This window comes from Actinomadura monticuli, assembly GCF_041463655.1.
Classification (GTDB): domain Bacteria; phylum Actinomycetota; class Actinomycetes; order Streptosporangiales; family Streptosporangiaceae; genus Spirillospora; species Spirillospora monticuli.
In genome coordinates this window covers 1-18,165 of the sequence record NZ_JAXCEI010000017.1, presented here as the reverse complement: position 1 = coordinate 18,165, position 18,165 = coordinate 1, and the positions used below count along the sequence as shown (strand labels likewise).

Below are 18,165 nucleotides of genomic sequence, written 5' to 3'. Positions count from 1 at the left end.
ACGACGGTCGGTTCAATTTCTGTTATTCGACAGAAAACGTTGCAGGAGGTAGCCGTGCCCGCAGCAACCGCCACGACGGCAGGGGCCAGGGACCATGCCCGCGCCCAGGAGGGGACGGTGGTCTACGCCGCGCCCACCGTCCCGGCCTCGTCCCAGACCGGCACTCCGGCGGGCGTCGCGCCCGAGGACGTCGTGTGGAGCGACCGCCTACCGGGGGGCGGCTACGCCCACCGGGTGCTGGCCGCCGGGACGCGCGTGCGCCTCACGGACGTCACCGGCGACGCCTGCGCGCAGATCGTCCTGTACCACGCGGACATGCCGTGGGAGCGGCTGAACACCGCGGACACCGCGAAGATCCAGTGGCAGGTGTATCCGCGCGAGGGCTACCTGCTGCTCAGCGATCAGGCCCGGGTGCTCGCGACGATCCTCGAGGACACCTCCGGCCGCCACGACACGATCTACGGCGCCTCGACCAGGGCCCGCAACGAGCGCCGCTACGGGGACGGCTCCGTGCACGGGCCCAGCCCGGCGGGCCGCGAGCTCCTGGTCAACGGCGCGCTCAAGAACGGCCTGGGCCGGCGGGACGTCCCCCCGGCGGTCTCCCTCTTCCAGGGTGTGCGCATCGACGACTGCGGCCGTCCTGTCTGGCAGGGCGCGACGGGCCCGGCCGCGCACGTCACGCTCCGCACCGAGCTGCCCGTCGTCATCCTCGTGGCCAACGCCGCCCACCCGCTGGACCCGCGCGAGCGGTACATGTGCGGCGAGCTGGAGATCCTGGCCTGGCGCGACCGCGTGACCGGCCCCGACGACCCGCAGTGGGCGGCGACTCCCGAGGGGCGCCGCGCCTTCGAGAACACCGCCGACCACCGCGCGGGACGGAGCCCTCGATGACCGCCGCCACGCCACCTGCCGCGCCCACGGCCACGTCCGGCACCGCGCCGGTCACCGGCACCACGACTTACACCGCGCCCGTCCTCGACAGGCCGGCCACCTACCTCGGCACCAAGACCCCGGGCGACCCCGCCGCCGCCGAGGCCGCCGTCGCCGCGGCCGTGGAGCGGTTCGGCGAGATCGTCCACCGCGAGACCGTCGGGCCGCGCGCCCCGTGGTCCCGCGTCCTGGCGGCGGGGGAGGTCCTCACCGTCATCGACCTGGACGGCAACCAGGCCGTCGACTTCCTCGCCTACGACGCCCACGACCACTCGCGCGCGTACAGCGTGCAGGCCACGCTCCAGGAGCAGGACTCCGTCTTCCTGACCACCGGCTCCGTCCTGCGCGACAACGAGGGCGAGGCCCTGCTGCGCGTCGTCGCCGACGCCGTGGGCCGCCACGACACGCTCGGCGGCGCCTGCTCGCGGGAGTCCAACACGCTGCGCTACGGCCACCACACCTACGCGCAGCACGCCTGCGCGGACAACTTCGCCAACGAGCTGTCCGAGCACGGCATGGGCAAGCGCGACCAGGTCTCGAACATCAACTGGTTCATGAACGTGCCGGTCGACCCGGACGGCGCGCTCGGCATCGTCGACGGCATCTCCGCGCCCGGCCTGTCCCTGTCGCTGCGCGCTGAGCGGGACACCCTCGTCGTCGTGTCGAACTGCCCGCAGATCAACAACCCGTGCAACGGCTTCGACCCGTCCCGCGTGGAGATGGTGGTCCACCGTGGCTGACCTCCCCACCGGCGGACTCGGCGTCTCCACCGTCCTGGTGGCCAACCGAGGCGAGATCGCCTGCCGTGTCATCCGCTCCGCCAAGGCCCTCGGGCTGCGCACCGTCGCCGTCTTCTCCGAGGGCGACCGCGGCGCGGCCCACGTCCTCGCCGCGGACGAGGCCGTCCTGCTCGGCCCCACGGCCCCGGGGCAGTCCTACCTGAACGCCGAGGCCGTCCTGCGCGCGGCCAAGGAGACCGGCGCCGACGCCGTCCACCCCGGCTACGGCTTCCTGTCCGAGGACGCCGACTTCGCCGAGGCGGTCGAGGGAGCCGGGATGGCGTTCGTCGGCCCGACCCCCGCGCAGTTGCGCGCCTTCGGCGACAAGCACACCGCGCGCGCCGCCGCCGTCGCGGCGGGCGTGCCCGTCTTCCCCAGCACCGGCCTGCTCGCGGACGCCGAGCACGCCGTGGCCGAGGTCGAGCGCATCGGGTACCCGGTGATGCTCAAGGCCACGAACGGCGGCGGCGGGATCGGCATGAGCGTCTGCCGGGACGCCGCCGGGCTGCGCGCGGCCTACCCCCGCGTCACGTCCCTGGCCGAGCGGTCCTTCGGCTCCGGCGGAGTGTTCGCCGAGCGGTACGTCGCCGGCGCCCGCCACGTCGAGGTGCAGGTCTTCGGCGACGGCGGCGGAAACGTCGTCACCCTCGGAGACCGCGACTGCTCCCTGCAGCGCCGCAACCAGAAGGTGATCGAGGAGGCCCCCGCCCCGGCCCTGCCGGACGAGGTGAGACGGAGGCTGCACGACTCGTCCCGGACGCTGGCCGCCGGCATCGGCTACCGCTCGGCGGGGACCGTCGAGTTCGTCTACGACCCCGAGCGGCAGGAGGCGTCGTTCCTGGAGGTCAATGCCCGCCTCCAGGTCGAGCACCCCGTGACCGAGCAGGTCACGGGCATCGACCTCGTCGCCTGGATGCTGCGCCTGGCCGGGGGCGACGCCGCCTTCCTGCGCCCGTACGCGGGGACGGGCGCCGTCCCGCTGCGCGGCCACGCCGTCGAGGCGCGCGTCTACGCCGAGGACCCGGCCAACGACTTCCGCCCGTCCGCGGGCCCCCTCACCAGGGTGGAGCTGCCCGAGGGCGACGGCGTCCGCGTCGACGGCGTCCGCGTCGACGCGTGGGTCACCACCGGAACCGACGTCACCACCGCCTACGATCCCCTGCTCGCCAAGGTCATCGCCGCCGGCGCCGACCGCGCCGGCGCGCTGGCCCGCCTCGGCGAGGCGCTCACCGCGAGCCGCGTCGACGGCATCGAGGTCAACCTGGGGATGCTGCGCGCCGCCGTCCGGCTGCCGGAGTTCGAGGCCGCGGAGCACACCACGTCCACGCTGACCGGCCTGGGAGACCCGGAACCGCGCATCACCGTCGGGCGCGCGGGACTGATGACCACCGTGCAGGACGCCGACGGACGCCTCGGGTACTGGCAGGTCGGCGTGCCGCCGTCCGGCGCCATGGACGACCGCTCCCTGCGCCTGGCCAACCTCGCGCTCGGCAACGCGGAGAACGCCGCGGGCCTGGAGTGCACCGCGGGCGGCCCCGAACTGGCCTTCACCCGGGACACCGCCGTGTGCGTGACCGGCGCCCCCGCCCCCGTCACCGTCGACGGGGCCCCGGTGCCGATGTGGGAGCCGGTGCGGGTCCCCGCCGGGTCCACCCTGGACGTCGGCGCCCCCTCGGCCGGGCTCCGCACCTACATCGCCTTCGCGGGCGGCCTGGACGTTCCCGCCTACCTGGGGTCGGCGGCGACGTTCACCCTGGGCGGGTTCGGCGGCCACGGCGGCCGTGCCCTGCGCCCGGGAGACGTGCTGCGGACGCGCGGCGCCGAGGGTTCGGACGCCGCCGGTCCGCGGCCGGTCGCCCCGTCCCGCCGCCCCGGGTTCGGCACCGACTGGGAGCTGACCGTGACCGAGGGCCCGCACGCGGCCCCGGAGTTCTTCACCCGCGAGGACATCGACCAGCTCTACGCCACCGGCTACGAGGTCCACTTCAACTCCGCGCGCACGGGGGTGCGCCTGGTGGGGCCCAAGCCCGCCTGGGCGCGGCCCGACGGGGGAGAGGCCGGCCTGCACCCGTCCAACATCCACGACACGCCCTACTCGGTGGGCGCCCTGGACTTCACCGGCGACACCCCCATCCTGCTCGGCCCGGACGGGCCCAGCCTCGGCGGCTTCGTCTGCCCGGTCACCGTCGTCTCCGCCGACCGGTGGAAGCTCGGGCAGCTCCGTCCCGGTGACACCGTGCGGTTCGTCCCGGTGCGGCAGGAGACCGCGTCCGAGCCCCGCGTCCTCGACCTCCCCGCGCCGGTCGCGGGCGGGGACGGCGACGACGGCGTGCTGTGCCGCCTGGGCGACGGCGAGACGTCGGGGCCCGCGGTGACCTACCGGCGCCAGGGCGACGACTCCGTCCTGGTGGAGTACGGCGACATGGTCCTCGACCTGCGCCTGCGCGCCCGCGTGCACGCCCTGCACACCGCCCTGGAGGAGCGCGGCGAGCGCGGCGTCCTGGACGTCACGCCGGGGATCCGCTCCCTGCAGGTGCACGTGGACCCGTCCGTCCTGCCGGTGCGCGCGCTGCTCGGGCTGCTGGTGGAGATCGAGCGGTCCCTGCCGTCGGTGTCCGAGCTCGCCGTGCCCTCGCGCACCGTGCGCATGCCGCTGAGCTGGGACGACCCCGCCACCCGTGAGGCCATCGAGCGCTACATGGCCGGGGTCCGCGACGACGCGCCGTGGTGCCCCTGGAACATCGAGTTCATCCGCCGCATCAACGGCCTGCGGTCCGTCGACGACGTCTACGCCACCGTGTTCGACGCCTCCTACCTGGTGCTCGGCCTCGGCGACGTCTACCTCGGTGCGCCCGTCGCGACCCCGCTGGACCCCCGCCACCGCCTCGTCACGACCAAGTACAACCCGGCCCGTACCTGGACCGCGGAGAACTCCGTCGGCATCGGCGGAGCCTACCTGTGCGTGTACGGCATGGAGGGCCCCGGCGGCTACCAGTTCGTCGGCCGCACCCACCAGGTCTGGCGCCGGCACCCCGAGGACGGCGAGGAGCCGTGGATGCTGAGGTTCTTCGACCGGATCTCCTGGTATCCCGTCTCCGCCGAGGAACTCCTCGACATCCGCGCCGACGTCGCCGCCGGCCGCCGCGGGCTGGAAGCCGCCGAGGGGACGTTCTCGCTGGCCGAGCACGAGCGGTTCCTCGCGGAGAACGCCGCGCCGATCGCCGCGTTCCGCGCGGCGCAGGCCGCCGCGTTCGGCGCCGAGCGCGACGCCTGGGAGGCGGCGGGCGAGTTCGAGCGCGCCGCCGCCGCCGAGGCCGCGGCGCCCGAGCCGGTGGACGTCCAGGTCCCCGAGGGCGGCACCCGCGTGGACGCCCCGTTCGTCGCCTGCGTCTGGAAGGTCGACGTCGCACCCGGCGACGTCGTCGAGGCCGGGCAGACCCTGCTCACCCTGGAGGCGATGAAGATGGAGGCCCCCGTCACCGCCCCGTGCGCGGGCGTCGTCGATGCGGTCCTCGCGGGCGCCGGCGACCAGGTGACTCCGGGCGAGGCCCTCGTCGTGCTGGCCCCGAGCGCGGAGGTGACGGCATGACGGCCGGGACCGCGTCCGGCGCGCGGCACACGACCGACGGTCAGCGGCTCGCCGCCGACGCCGGGTCCCCGCGTCCCGAGGCGTGGATCTGGCGCCGTCCGGAGGCCGAGGTCGCCGCCGCGGTCGAGGCGGCGTCCGGCCCGCTGGCCGGGCTGCGCCTGGCCGTCAAGAACAACGTCGACGTCGAGGGCGTCCCGACCACGGCCGCCTGCCCCGGGTTCTCCGCCGCGCCGGCCGAGGCGGACGCGCCCGCCGTGGCCCGGCTGCGCGCCGCCGGGGCGGCGCTGGTCGGTGCCGCCAACCTCGACCAGTTCGCCACCGGCCTGGTCGGGCAGCGCAGCCCCTACGGGCGCGTGCGCTCCGCCCACCGGGCCACCCACGTGTCCGGCGGGTCGTCCTCCGGGTCGGCCGTCGCCGTCGCCACCGGCGAGGCCGACATCGCGATCGGCACCGACACCGCGGGGTCCGGGCGCGTCCCGGCCGCGTTCAACGGGATCGTCGGCGTCAAGCCCACCCTCGGCGCCGTCTCCACCGACGGCGTCGTCCCGGCGTGCCGCTCCTACGACGCGGTGACGGTCTTCGCCCGCGACCTCGGCACCGCGTCCCTGGCGATGTCGGTGATGGCGGGCGGGCCCGGGACGCGCGCCTGGCCCGCCGACGCGCCGCTGGCGGCCCCGGCGGCGGCCCGCGTGGCCGTGCCGGACGAGCTGCCCGCCATGGCCCCCGGCTGGGCCGAGGCGTTCACCGCCGCGGCCGGCCGGCTGCGGGCGGACGGCTGCGCGGTCGAGGCGATCCCCTTCGCCCCGTTCCTGGCCGCCGCGCGCCTGCTGTACGACGGCGCCCTCGTCGCCGAACGGCACGCCGCGGTCGGGGACTTCGTGGACGCCCACCTGCACGACGGCGCCGCCCGGCTCGACCCCACGGTCGCGGCGATCATCCACCGGGCGGGTTCCGTCACGGGCTCCGAGCTGTCCCGCGACCAGGCCCGCCTGGCGGACCTGCGCCGGGAGTGCATGGCCCTCCTCGACGGGTTCGACGCCCTCCTCGTCCCCACCGCGCCCTTCCACCCGTCCATGGACGAGGTCGCCGCCGACCCGGTGGGCGCCAACGCGCGCGTCGGCACCTACACGAACTTCTGCAACCTGTTCGATCTCTGCGCCGTCGCCGTCCCGTCCGGGACCGTCGACGAGGGCGAGGCCGGCGTCGCGCAGTTCGGCGTCACCGTCGTCGCCCGCCCCTTCCACGACGCCGTCGCCCTCGACCTCGCCTCGCGGGTCATGATGCCGGCGGACGCCCCCGCCGAGACGTTCCCGGGCGCCGGCCTCGGCGCGGGCGCCCCGCCGGCGCCGTGGCCCGCCGCGATCGCCGACGCCGGGCCCCAGGCCGTGGACCTGTTCGTCGTCGGCGCGCATCTGCGCGGGCAGCCGCTGGAGAGCGAGCTGCGGGCCCTCGGCGCCCGCTGGGCGGGCGAGGCCACGACCGCCGCGGCGTACCGCCTCGCGGCGATGGACACCACGCCGCCCAAGCCGGGGATGACCCGCGTGGGGGCGGGCGGGGCGCCGATCGCCGGGGAGGTCTGGCAGCTCGCCGCCGGCGCGCTCGGCCGGTTCCTCGCCGCGCTGCCGGCCCCCATGACGCTCGGCCGGGTCGAACTCTCCGACGGACGGTGGGTCGTCGGCTTCGGCGCCGCCGCCGACGCGACCGCATCGGGCCGGGACATCACCGCCCACGGCGGCTGGAGGGCATGGCTCGCCGACCAGCGGGCCGCGCCGCGAGACGCCCGGCCGGGCCCGCACGGGTGAGCGCGTCTAGGGAATGCCCGCCCCGCCGCGGGGGCGGGCGCCCTCGGGCGGGATCTCCAGCTTCACCTCGGTGCCGCCGCCCTCGGCCGGACCCACCGTGAGCCGCGCCCCGATGAGCATCGCGCGCTCCCGCATGCCGTGGATGCCGGAGCCGTCCTCGGCGGGCGGTCCGCACCCGTCGTCGGCGACGCGCAGGACGACGGAGCCGTCCTCGTCCTGCGCGAGCGACAGTTCCGCGTTCCGCGCGCCCGCATGCCGCCACACGTTGGTGAGGCCCTCCTGCGCGATCCGGTAGATCACCAGCTCGGCGTCCGGGCCGAGGCCCTCCAGCCCGGTCTGGACGCGGCGGGTCACGCGCGGCCCGCCCGTCGCGGAGAAGTCCGCGGCGAGCGCGGTGAGCGCGCTGGTCAGGCCCAGGTCGTCGAGGACGCCCGGACGCAGCCGGCGCGCGACGCGGCGCACCTCGTCCAGGCTGGACCGGACGACCTCCTGGACGCCCCGAAGCTCCTCCGCGACCTGCGCGGGCGCCCGGTCCACCACCGACTTCAGCTCCAGCAGCACCACGGTCAGCGACTGCCCGATCTCGTCGTGCAGCTCCTGCGCGATGCGGCGCCGCTCGGCCTCCTGCGCGTCCAGCACCACGGCGGTGCTGATGCTGCGGTCGGCCTCCAGCCGGTCGAGCATCGCGTTGAACTGGTCGACGAGGTGGAACAGGTCGCCGTTGCCGGTGCTGGAGAGCCGGTCGCGGGAGCGCAGCGAGTCGAGCCGCGCCATCAGCGCGGTGAGCCGCTCCAGCGGCGACAGGCTGGCGCGCAGCAGGAACGCGTTCGCCGCCATCATCACCGCCAGCCCGATCACCAGCACGGGCAGCTCCCGCAGCAGGATCGGCGACGATATGGTGACGGGCGCGACGGCCAGCAGCGCGGTGCCGATCGCGAAGATCAGCCCGTTGATGCCGAGGATGCGCCAGTAGAGCGCCGAGGCGGGTGTCCTGCTCATGGCACCACAGCACCGCATCGGGCCGCCTCTTGTCCATGCGGGACGCGCCGCGGCGCGCCTGCATGACGCGACCCCTCCCTTATGGGCACTGGGCCCGATGGCGACGCCCCGCCCCTTCGCCGACCGTGGAGGGTGAGAACAGGCAGGGGAGGGCAGATGGCCGGGACGGCTGACCGGCCGGTCAGAAGCCGCCGAAGTCGCCGCCCCCGCCGAAGTCGCCGCCGCCGAAGTCCCAGCCTCCGCCCATGTCGCCGCCGCCGTCGCCGAACCCGCCGTCCATGCCGCCCCAGCCGAGGCCCGGGCCCATCATCGAGCCGAGCGCGGTGCCGATCAGCAGGCCGCCGAGCAGGTCGAACCCTCCGTAGCCGTAGTAGTAGCCGCCCGCGTAGGGCCCGTAGGCGGGGCCCGCGTTCCAGTACGGCCGCCGGGCGCCGTGGTACGGGACCATCCGGATGTCCGGGTCCGTGCCGCGCATGACGGCCTCCGCGTCGGCCGCGCACGCCGGGACGGAACGTGCGCTGCCGCCGGGCGGAGCCCACACGACGTCCTGGACGGACGGCCCGTGCTGCGGGTTGAAGAAGCACGGCGGGCGCCGCTCGGGCACGGGGTCGCCGGCGAGCCGGGCGCGGGTGGCGGTCATGTAGTAGCGGCCGTCCTCCAGCGCGGTCGTCACGGACTGCATGTCCTGCGGCCTGGCGGCCCGTTCCGTCGACCGCTTGGCCTGGTCGTAGGAGTTCAGCGCGCGCTCGTAGTCGGCGCGGATGACGGGGTCGAGGCCGGTGTCCATGACGTCGAGGTCGAGGCGGGCGATGTCCTCGCCGAGGAGGGTGACGTCCTCCTGCACGCCTTCCTTGAGGTCCTCCATCTCCTTGGCCTCGCGGGCCTGCCGCCGCTTGCGCGCGGAAAGGAACACGACCATGACGGCCGCCGCGATCAGCACGACCAGGCCGATCACGACGTAGCCGACGACCGCGCTCGACTCGGCGTTCTGGTCGACCTTCTTCTCGGCCCGGTCCCCGAAGTCGATCAGCCGCTGCTTCAGCGGCTGGCCGTTGGTGCGGGTGACGATCTGGTTGATCTCGCCGCGATCGAGCGCCTTGGAGATCGCCGCCATGCGGCTGCCGTCGGCGGTCACGGCGACGAACGTCTCGCCCTTGCCGACCCGCTCCGCGACGGCCGGGAGCAGCTGCCTGACCTGCGCCCCCGTGACGGAGTCGCTGACCACCACGGCCCGGATGTCGGCGTCCGCGTCGCCCGCGAAGGACTGCTTGATCTGGTTCTGGTCGGCGGCGGACAGCACGTTCCCCGCCTCGCTCGTCACATAGAGCCGCGAGTCGATGAGCGCGTTCGCGATCTGCCCCACCGTGTCGGCGGCCGAGGCGGGGGCGGCGCGCGCGGCGGGGGCGGCCGGGCCGGCGGGCGCGGCCCGCACCCTCGCGGCCGGACCGCCCTGATCGACGCCGGGCTGCCGCGCCGAAGCCGCGGAGAGCGCGCCGGCCTGGGCGGTGGCGGGCTCTGCCGGGGCGGCGTGCGCGGGGGCGCCGAAGGCGAACGCCGGCACGGCGACGGCGCCGATGATCGCCGAGACGGCGCCCCGGCGTGCCGCCCGGATGGCCCTGCTCTCGGTGCACATACCTACTATCTGCCCACGTTGACGCCCTGATTCCTCGTTCCCGGGAAGGAATTGCGGTCGTCCTGAATGAGGGCCGGCACCCATGCGGTGGCACCGCCCCGCCCGTCGTCCGGACGGGGCGGCCCCGGTCAGCTGTCCTTGATCTCGCAGATGACGGCGCCCGCGGAGACGGTCTGCCCGACCTCGGCGGACAGGCCGGTGATCGCCCCGGCCTTGTGCGCGGTCAGCGGCTGCTCCATCTTCATGGCCTCCAGGACCACGATGGTGTCGCCCGCCGCCACGGTCGCGCCGTCCTCGACGACGATCTTGACGATGGTGCCCTGCATCGGGCTGACCAGCGAGTCGCCGGATGCCTGCGCGCCGCCGCCCTTCTTGCCGCCGCGCCGCTTGGCGGGCTGCGCCTTCCCGGCGGGGGCCGCGGCGGCCCCGAAGCCGGCGGGCAGGACCACCTCGACGCGCCGGCCGCCGACCTCGACGGTGACGCGCTCGCGCTCGCCCTCCTCCGCCTCGTCGGCCGGGACGGTCTCGAACGGCGGGATCTGGTTGTCGAACTCCGTCTCGATCCAGCGGGTGTGGACGGAGAACGGCGTCTCGTCGTCCGCCGGGACGAACGCCGGGTCGTCCAGCACCGCCTGGTGGAACGGCAGCACCGTCGGCATCCCGTCGATCACGAACTCGGCGAGCGCGCGGCGGGACCGCTCGACCGCCTGCCGCCGCGTCGCGCCCGTCACGATCAGCTTGGCGATCAGCGAGTCGAACGCCTGCGGGACGGTCTGCCCCGCCTCGTAACCCGAGTCCAGCCGGACGCCCGGCCCGGTCGGCGGCTGCCACGCGGTCAGCGTCCCGACCGCCGGCAGGAACCCGCGGCCCGCGTCCTCGGCGTTCAGCCGGAACTCGATCGAGTGGCCGCGCAGTTCGGGGTCGCCGTAGCCGAGCTCCTCGCCGTCGGCGATCCGGAACATCTCGCGGACGAGGTCGACCCCGGCGACCTCCTCGGTGACCGGGTGCTCGACCTGGAGGCGGGTGTTGACCTCCAGGAAGGAGATCGTCCCGTCCTGGCCGACGAGGAACTCGCACGTCCCCGCGCCGACGTACCCGGCCTCCTTCAGGATGGCCTTGGACGAGCTGTACAGAAGGTCGAGCTGCTCGTCCGACAGGTAGGGGGCCGGGGCCTCCTCGACGAGCTTCTGGTGCCGGCGCTGCAGCGAGCAGTCGCGGGTGGACACCACGACCACGTTGCCGTGCTTGTCGGCCAGGCACTGGGTCTCCACGTGCCGCGGCCTGTCCAGGTACCGCTCGACGAAGCACTCGCCGCGGCCGAACGCGCCCACGGCCTCACGGACGGCGGACTCGTACAGCTCGGCGACCTCGCCCAGCTCCCGGGCGACCTTCAGGCCGCGCCCGCCGCCGCCGAACGCGGCCTTGATCGCGATGGGCAGGCCGTGCTCCTCGGCGAACGCGACGACCTCGTCCGCGCCCGACACCGGATCTTTGGTGCCCGCCACGAGCGGCGCGCCGACCTTCTGCGCGATGTGCCGGGCCTGCACCTTGTCGCCCAGCGCGGTGATCGCCGCGGGCGGCGGGCCGATCCAGGTCAGCCCGGCGTTCTCCACCGCGGCGGCGAAGTCGGCGTTCTCGGCCAGGAAGCCGTACCCGGGGTGGACGGCGTCGGCGCCCGCGTCCGCCGCGATCCGCAGCAGCTTCTCGATGTTCAGGTAGCTCTCGGCCGCCGTCTGCCCGCCCAGGGCGAACGCCTCGTCGGCGACCCGAACGTGCAGCGCCTCCAGATCCGGCTCGGCGTACACGGCCACACTGGCCAGACCGGCGTCCCGGCAGGCACGGGCTATACGGACCGCGATCTCACCGCGGTTGGCGATCAGGACCTTGCGCACGTGGGTCTCCTCCTTCAACCTCGCAGGCAGTCTAGATAACGGACGATTCAGGATTTCGTAAGCCCCTCCTTATTGGGCTCCGGGTCCCAGGTAGCGGGAGCTTTCGCCTGATAACGGTCTGGTGACCGGCGGAGCCCGGCCGCGCCGCCCCCCGTCTCATCCACGACCCGCGAGCCGAGTGGCGCGGGTGGGAGAGGAGTGGTCGTGGCCAACAAGGATTCGTCCGCCGGCAGGGACCGGGCAGCGGTCGGGGACCGGCTCTCGGGGCTGAGCAGGCCCCGCCGGCGCACCGCCGTCATCACGGCCGTCCTGCTGGTCGTCGTCGGCTGGCCGGTGCTCAGCGCCCTGTTCGGCGGGTTCGAGCGGACGACCGGCGGCGAGATCGCGGTCGTCCGCAACGGCGGGTTCTTCGACAACAACCGGATCCGGCAGGTCATCGACCCGGGCTCCGGCCGCGTCTGGATCGGGCTCTACTCGCAGGTCCACAAGTACCCCGCCCAGCAGCGCTTCTACACGATCACCTCGGACGCCCGGAAGGGCGACGAGACCGGCGTGGACGTCGTCACCGTGCCGAGCTCCGACGGCGTCAACATGGGCATCGAGGGGACGCTGTACTTCACCCTCAACCAGGACCACACGTCGCTCCGCGAGTTCGACGACAAGTACGGCACCCGCAAGTTCCGCAGCGCGGGCGGCGAGATGTACAACGTCTACGACGGCGACAAGGGCTGGTCCGCGTTCCTCGACCAGATCGTCCGGCCGGTGATCGACAACGACCTGCGCAGCCAGATCAACAGCTTCCGCTGCGCCGAGCTGGTCTCGTCCTGCGCGCTCGTCCAGAACGCCTCCGCGCAGCCGAGGACCGCCCCGGCCGCCGGGCAGCAGGCGCAGAGCAACAACGCCAACATCGCCAAGGTGCAGAACGCGATCAACACGAGCCTCGCCGCGGACCTGGAGCAGACGCTCGGCGGCAAGTTCGTCACCAACATCCACTTCAACCTCGTCCGGGTCACCCTGCCGTCCAAGGTGCAGGACGCGGTGGATCGCGCGCAGGCCGCGTTCGCGCAGGTCAGCGAGGCGCAGGCGAAGGTCGCCACGGCCAAGGCCGAGGCCGCCGCCAACAAGGCCCGGCAGAACGGCTACAACAAGTGCCCGACCTGCGCCAGGATCGAGGAACTGAAGGCTCTCCCGCAGGGCATCACCGTCTACGCGCCGGGCAACCCGAACGGCTCGCTGCTGCGTGACTGACCGACGGAGGCGGACATGCGGTTCGTGATCATCCTCGTGGCGCTGGCGGTGGCCGCCGTCGTGGTCGTCCTGCTCATGTACGCGTTCGCCGACCGCTCGTCCGGCGGCCGGGCGGCCCTGGAGCGCGGCGCCCGCTGGGAGGCGCACACCGAGTCGTCGGGCGGCGTCACCACGGTCGTCGTCCGGCAGGTCTCCCGCGGCGACGACGGCGACCTGCTCGCCGAGATCGGACGGCAGACGGTCGCGTCCATCCCGGACGGCGACCCGGAATGGGAGGAGCGCTATCACGAGGCGATGGCGCAGGCCCGTTCCCGCGTGGCCGCGCTGCAGAGCGAAGAGCGCTGACCGGCCATTTCCCGAAAGGCCCGCGCCCCACTTCCGGAGGGGCGCGGGCCTTTCGGGAAAGCGGGCCGTCCGCGCCGTCCCGGCCGGTGTACTCTCGGGGCTCGGATCTGCTCGCCCCCATGATCAGCGGGAGACGCCGATGGTGCGCCCGTGGCCCCGGGCCGGCCTGGCGGTCGTTCTGGCGGCCTGCCTGGCGGCGCCCTCGTCCGCCGTCCGGCGGGAGGACCCCGCCGTTGAGGACTACGTCACCGAGCAGCTGACCGTCGCCGCCAGCACCTTCCTGCGGCGCCGCTCCCAGGCCCTCGTCCCGAGGCACGACCGGGACCCGCGCACCCTGCCGACCGAGGTGCAGGGCGTCCGGATATCCCCGGCCCTGGTGCGCTCGCAGGAGCGGGCCCTCCGGGAACTGGAGACCCGCAACCGCGCCCCCGTCGAGGGCGGCCCCGCCTACACCGGCGCCCGCACCCGCCTCGACGGGAGCCGCGCCGTCCGCAGCGGCGACCGCATCACCCTGGAGGCGGTCGAGCACACCGAGGTCCGGTACGGCGGCGGCAAGGTCACGCAGTCGGTCCGCCGCCGGTTCGTGTTCCGGACGCGCGGCGAGCAGATCATCCTGGTCGCCGAGCACGTCCTCGACCCGGACGCCCGCCCGGTCAACGACCCGGTCAGCCCCGACCGCTGACCGCGCTTTCCACCGCCGAGCCGCTCTGAAATTCCCTTGACGGACAGTAAGTAAGGTCGTCACAACGTGTCTGTGGCCACATCTGGACATCCCGAGATGGCGGTATTATGGCCGTTTCGGCGGGCGATGTCCGGGGCGCGACTGGATTCCCGTGATCGGTGGGGCGTAGGCTGGTGCCATTCTTTACGGACTACGGCAAAACGTTCGGCGATCAGCGACGAAAGGGCCGGAGCGATGGGCGACAAGCGCGGAGCCAACCTCGGCGAACTCGAGGAACTGTCCCGGATCTTCAGCAAGCACTCGCGCAACCTCGACGCCCTGATCAAGGACCTCAACGGCCGCACGGTGAGCAGCAGCGCCGCCTGGTGGGGCCCGGGCGCCGACCGCTTCCGCTCCGCCTGGGCCGAGGCCAAGACCGCCTTCGACAAGATGGCGCTCGCGCTGGAGCAGGGCAGCCAGGACATCCGCAAGTCGCAGCAGAACATCGAGGCCGCCACCCGCTGACCTCCCGTGAGCCGCGGGTCCCGGCCCATCCCCCCGAGGTCGGGACCCGCATCAGCTTCCATCCCCGGCGTCCCCGCAGCCGGCTCCACGCCAGAGGGATCCCCGTGAGCAAGCCGTCGCCGCTGCAACTGCAATTCCTGCTCGGCCACGTCCAGGTGCTGTCCGACCAGCACTGGCACCTCTTCACCGCCTCCCGCCAGGCCATGGACGACCACGCCTGGGTCGGCGGCACCGCCTCCCGGAGCTTCGCCCGCGAACTCGACCAGAGCGACGCCGCCCTCCACGCCGAACTGCGCAAGGCCCTCCAGCTCCTCCGCGACGAACTGGACCGCGGCCCGTTCCGGACGAGCTGACATGGGCGACACCTGGCTCGACCCGAACACCTGCGGCGTGAAGCTCGCCGAGTTCGAGCACATGACCCGGCAGATGACGCGGGCCGCCCCGAAGCTCGCCGAACTCGCCGACAAGCTGTGGCAGGCTCTCAACACCGCCCAGGTGAGCACGGCGCCCGCCATGGAGATCAAACGCATCGCCGCCTGGGCCGACCGTGCCGCGTCCGACCTGCGCCGCCGCGACCAGCTCGCGCACGACCTCGACCGGCAGAAGCTCGCCTTCGTCGTCTGCCGCCAGGACGGCGACTACCTGAAGCTCCCTGACCGCTACACCGACCAGGTCGGCTACGCCGCCGGCCGCCGCAGCGCCGACCTGTTCCGCCGCGCCGCGTCCGGCGACCCCGAGGCGAAGGCCGCCCTGCGCCGCCTCCGCGCCGAGGACGTCACTCCGATGTTCGCCAAGGGCCTGTTGGAAGCCCTGGGCCCCGAGGCCCTCCTCAAACTCCCGATGGACCTGACGCTCCCGCTCGCCGCCGACGTCCGCCAGCACCGCGAGGGCGTGGACGCCCACGCCGCCGAAACCCGCGCGACCCTGGCCCTCCTGGGCCGCAGCCTCGCCCTGGCGACCCGTCCCGACACGAGGGCCTACCTGGGCGACGACTATCTGCGCGCCCTCACCGCGGCCGGCCGGAAGAACTTCCCGCCCCTCAGCGCCCCGCCGAACGGCACGTCCGGCTACCAGTCCCTGACGACCCTCCTCACGGCCGCCGGCGACACCCGCTTCTCCACCCACTTCATCGAGGTCGTCGGCAGCGACATGATCGCCTACGACAGCCGCCTCCGGAAGACCCTCGGCCAGGAACCCCTCCCGACCCTCGCCGGCAAGACCGGCCTCGGCAACGCCCTCGACCCGCCGACCACCAAGGTCGTCCCGAGCGAGCGCAAGACGGACTTCCTGGCGCCCCTCTTCTTGGCCGCCGCCCAATCCGGCAAGGAAGCCTCACAAGCCCTCCTGACCCACGTCTACATGGGCCCCTTCGAACAGGGCACGGAGCCCGAATTCACGGGCTCGACCCTCCGGTACCTCCTCCACGATCGCCGCCCCACCTGGGGCCTGACCGACCACGGCACCGCCCTGGGCCAGACGGTTCAGGCAGCCGCCACCGGCCAGGACGAGGAATCCACCCGCCTTGCCTTCGACGCGGCCAAGATCCTCGTAGCCGACGCCCGCAAGAACTTCGTGGTCAAGGACGGCATCCTCCAGATTCCCGAACGAGGACCATTCGACGCCCTGGCGCACGGCGAGCCGGGAGACGCACTCGCCCGGCCGAAGCACTACGACGAACTGTCCGGCCTGCGCCCGGCCATGGCGACCGTCCTCGTCGCCCACCTGGAGAAGCTGCACGACATCGTCCGGCTGTCCAACTACACCAAGAATTCGGGGTCTGCGGGACTGACCGGCCAGGATCTCGACTACCTCCTCTTGGACGTGACCCGGGACGCCGATGCCTACGAACACCTCCTCAGGGGGCAGATCGCCCACGCGAAGCTCGTCATCGACTGGGCGGCGGCGAAGAACGGCGATCCGTCCGCCGCCATCGACGAGGAAGGTTGGATGTTCGGTCACCTCTTGGAAGCCCGTCACCAGGCGCTCGGGGCCGAAGAAGGGCGACTTGCCGAAGACCTCAACCGCATGCGCAAGTACGTCGGCTTCTCCGTCGGACTGGTCCCACTTGCCCCGACTCTGATAGCCGAGAGAATTCCCGGCGGCGGAAAAGCAGCCGAGGCAGCCATGCTCCAGTTGACCGGGAAGATGACCGATGTTGCGGCGAAGAGGCTGGCGGACAAGGCAAACCAGGAGATCCTGGCCTCGACTACAGAGACAGAGGCCGTCGAGCAGCTGTTCAATCAAATGATTCTCTCCTCGATGGTGGGCCATGGGCGTTTCGGCGGGCCGGGACTGGAGGGAAAGTCATTCGCCACGACGGGGCCTCACCCCAGGGTGCGGCCTATCGAATCGATGACCGATGACGAGTTGGATGAGTTTCTGCGCTGGGCCAAGAACAGGTCGAATCTGAGCGATATCAGCAATGACTTGCGCAACTCGGTTAGAAATGGGCAAGAGAAGACCGCTGGGCATTATAAGGACTCGGATGGTAAGAGCGTGACCCCGAGTCCTAGGCGATGACCACGATGCGAAGGTTCCTGGGTGTTCTTGCGACGACGATGATCCTCGCCGGATGTGATGGCGGAGGTAAGCGCAGCACTGAGCCGCCACCAGACGTGCAACCTGTGGCGGATAGCGCCCCCTACCTGTGCGATCTCGTTCCGGAGCCGGCTTTTCGGCGAGTTACGGGAGTGACCGGGCCACTAAAGAGCGATTGGGCTGGGCCGCAGACAGACAACGGACTCTGTCTGGCCCGCCTCCCTGAAGGGCATGCCCCGATGGGGGTCGAGTGGTCATACGCCGAAGGTGAGAAGATCTTGCAAATTCAGCGGAAGAACTGGGCGCATGAATCGTCTCATCAGCTCCCCTCGGACCTAGGGCGGGGGCTGGCCGGATATCAGCCATCAGGTGGAATCGACGGGCTTCCCTACTATTCGATCGCGTTGTTCAGGTGCGGGAAGAAGAAGCCGTGGATCAGTATCGATTTCGTCCGGGTGGTGCGGGGGCGGGATGCGGTGCAGGACATGTTCGACTTCATGCGGATCGCGGAGAAGCGGTTCGGGGAGATTCACAAGTGTGAGCCGAGGCCGTCGTGAGTAGAGGTCCTGCGTTAGGGGTTGCCGAGTTCGAGCGGCGGATCCGGTGTGCGGTGTGGGGGATGGCCGCCACCATGGCGCTGACCGGGTGGACGATGGCGCCGTGGGTCGACGTCAGCGACACGTCCTACGTTCTCTGGGAGTTGGCCGCGGTGCCCGAGGTGGACGGGCAGGGGAGGGCGCTGCCCTTGCTGATGATGGTCACGCTGCTTCTCGGGGTGGCGGCGAGCGCTGCGGCGACTCGCGTGCTCTCGTGCACGGCGTGGTTGATCGGTTGCGTCACCGTTGTCTCGACCTTCGTGTTCTCTTTCGACCCGGGTGACAAGTACGACCTCGGATACGGCGCCCACTATGCGGTGACGCTCTCGTTCGCCTATGTGGTGGTGTTCTTCTGCGTCTGGCGGTCGGCGAAGGGGAAGCCTCCGCCGGAGAAGGTGGCCCGGTGGATGGACCCGTCATTCGGGACGGTCGACGAGCGCGGGCGGCGCGGGTGATCAGCCGGTAAGGGTGATCCGGCGGGGTCCTCCTGGGTCACGGGGCGGGAGATGCTCCTATGGATGTCAAGCGGCTAGATCGTGATCGTTTGGTGTGGTGATGAGCTGGTAGAGCTCGCGGGCGATGTAGCGTTTGAGGCAGCGGATGATCTCTTTCTTGGAGAGTCCGTCTT

General features: G+C 72.7%; 15 protein-coding genes. 12 read left to right on the top strand and 3 right to left on the bottom strand.

The features are described from left to right. Positions 1–54: 54 nt before the first annotated feature. From SM611_RS30150 to atzF, 4 genes are read left to right on the top strand one after another with little or no spacing between them, the layout of a single operon-like run. Entirely contained in the window at positions 55–891 is an 837-nt protein-coding gene (locus SM611_RS30150) for an urea amidolyase associated protein UAAP1 (RefSeq protein ID WP_371953700.1), read from the top strand. Continuing rightward, entirely contained in the window at positions 888–1,670 is a 783-nt protein-coding gene (locus SM611_RS30145; protein WP_371953699.1) for an urea amidolyase associated protein UAAP2, read from the top strand. Before SM611_RS30150 ends, SM611_RS30145 begins: the two co-directional genes overlap by 4 nt. After that, a complete protein-coding gene (gene uca, locus SM611_RS30140) occupies positions 1,663–5,298 on the top strand; it encodes an urea carboxylase (protein ID WP_371953698.1) in 3,636 nt (1,211 codons plus the stop codon). Before SM611_RS30145 ends, uca begins: the two co-directional genes overlap by 8 nt. Next, complete coding sequence (atzF, locus tag SM611_RS30135) at positions 5,295–7,100, top strand: allophanate hydrolase (protein ID WP_371953697.1); 1,806 nt, start codon at positions 5,295–5,297, stop codon at positions 7,098–7,100. The genes uca and atzF overlap by 4 nt, the downstream gene beginning before the upstream one ends. A 6-nt stretch (positions 7,101–7,106) precedes the next feature. Here atzF and SM611_RS30130 read toward each other — a convergent pair whose 3' ends face one another. From SM611_RS30130 to SM611_RS30120, 3 genes are all read right to left on the bottom strand, one after another. Next, a complete protein-coding gene (locus SM611_RS30130; RefSeq protein WP_371953696.1) occupies positions 7,107–8,099 on the bottom strand; it encodes a HAMP domain-containing sensor histidine kinase in 993 nt (330 codons plus the stop codon). Positions 8,100–8,280: 181 nt separating this feature from the next. Then, positions 8,281–9,732, bottom strand: coding sequence for a hypothetical protein (locus tag SM611_RS30125; RefSeq protein ID WP_371953695.1), 1,452 nt, complete (start codon positions 9,730–9,732; stop codon positions 8,281–8,283). A 128-nt stretch (positions 9,733–9,860) separates the two neighbouring features. Further along, positions 9,861–11,624: an acetyl/propionyl/methylcrotonyl-CoA carboxylase subunit alpha gene (locus SM611_RS30120; protein WP_371953694.1), complete on the bottom strand. Its 1,764-nt coding sequence runs from the start codon at positions 11,622–11,624 to the stop codon at positions 9,861–9,863. A gap of 204 nt (positions 11,625–11,828) precedes the next feature. On the opposite strand from SM611_RS30120, the gene SM611_RS30115 reads away from it, so the two are divergent. From SM611_RS30115 to SM611_RS30080, 8 genes are all read left to right on the top strand, one after another. Further along, a complete protein-coding gene (locus SM611_RS30115; protein ID WP_371953693.1) occupies positions 11,829–12,872 on the top strand; it encodes an SPFH domain-containing protein in 1,044 nt (347 codons plus the stop codon). Between the two features lie 15 nt (positions 12,873–12,887). Beyond that, positions 12,888–13,217 (top strand): hypothetical protein, encoded by a 330-nt coding sequence (locus tag SM611_RS30110; protein WP_371953692.1) that lies wholly within the window; start codon positions 12,888–12,890, stop codon positions 13,215–13,217. 139 nt (positions 13,218–13,356) lie between these two features. Then, entirely contained in the window at positions 13,357–13,899 is a 543-nt protein-coding gene (locus tag SM611_RS30105) for a hypothetical protein (RefSeq protein WP_371953691.1), read from the top strand. Between the two features lie 234 nt (positions 13,900–14,133). After that, positions 14,134–14,403: a WXG100 family type VII secretion target gene (locus SM611_RS30100; RefSeq protein WP_067629811.1), complete on the top strand. Its 270-nt coding sequence runs from the start codon at positions 14,134–14,136 to the stop codon at positions 14,401–14,403. A gap of 104 nt (positions 14,404–14,507) precedes the next feature. Continuing rightward, positions 14,508–14,756, top strand: a complete 249-nt coding sequence (locus SM611_RS30095; protein ID WP_371953690.1) for a hypothetical protein — start codon at positions 14,508–14,510, stop codon at positions 14,754–14,756. A gap of 1 nt (position 14,757) precedes the next feature. Beyond that, positions 14,758–16,923, top strand: coding sequence for a hypothetical protein (locus SM611_RS30090; protein WP_371953689.1), 2,166 nt, complete (start codon positions 14,758–14,760; stop codon positions 16,921–16,923). A gap of 257 nt (positions 16,924–17,180) precedes the next feature. After that, a complete protein-coding gene (locus SM611_RS30085) occupies positions 17,181–17,498 on the top strand; it encodes a hypothetical protein (RefSeq protein WP_371953688.1) in 318 nt (105 codons plus the stop codon). A gap of 62 nt (positions 17,499–17,560) precedes the next feature. After that, positions 17,561–17,992, top strand: a complete 432-nt coding sequence (locus tag SM611_RS30080) for a hypothetical protein (protein WP_371953687.1) — start codon at positions 17,561–17,563, stop codon at positions 17,990–17,992. Positions 17,993–18,165 lie beyond the last annotated feature (173 nt).

Bases quoted from the DNA above. Each gene is read 5' to 3' on its own strand.
- SM611_RS30125 (WP_371953695.1), bottom strand. From the start codon at position 9,732: ATGTGCACCGAGAGCAGGGCCATCCGGGCGGCACGCCGGGGCGCCGTC.
- SM611_RS30105 (WP_371953691.1), top strand. From the start codon at position 13,357: ATGGTGCGCCCGTGGCCCCGGGCCGGCCTGGCGGTCGTTCTGGCGGCC.
- SM611_RS30145 (WP_371953699.1), top strand. From the start codon at position 888: ATGACCGCCGCCACGCCACCTGCCGCGCCCACGGCCACGTCCGGCACC.
- SM611_RS30090 (WP_371953689.1), top strand. From the start codon at position 14,758: ATGGGCGACACCTGGCTCGACCCGAACACCTGCGGCGTGAAGCTCGCC.
- SM611_RS30110 (WP_371953692.1), top strand. From the start codon at position 12,888: ATGCGGTTCGTGATCATCCTCGTGGCGCTGGCGGTGGCCGCCGTCGTG.
- SM611_RS30100 (WP_067629811.1), top strand. From the start codon at position 14,134: ATGGGCGACAAGCGCGGAGCCAACCTCGGCGAACTCGAGGAACTGTCC.
- SM611_RS30130 (WP_371953696.1), bottom strand. From the start codon at position 8,099: ATGAGCAGGACACCCGCCTCGGCGCTCTACTGGCGCATCCTCGGCATC.
- SM611_RS30080 (WP_371953687.1), top strand. From the start codon at position 17,561: ATGGCCGCCACCATGGCGCTGACCGGGTGGACGATGGCGCCGTGGGTC.
- atzF (WP_371953697.1), top strand. From the start codon at position 5,295: ATGACGGCCGGGACCGCGTCCGGCGCGCGGCACACGACCGACGGTCAG.
- SM611_RS30085 (WP_371953688.1), top strand. From the start codon at position 17,181: ATGGGGGTCGAGTGGTCATACGCCGAAGGTGAGAAGATCTTGCAAATT.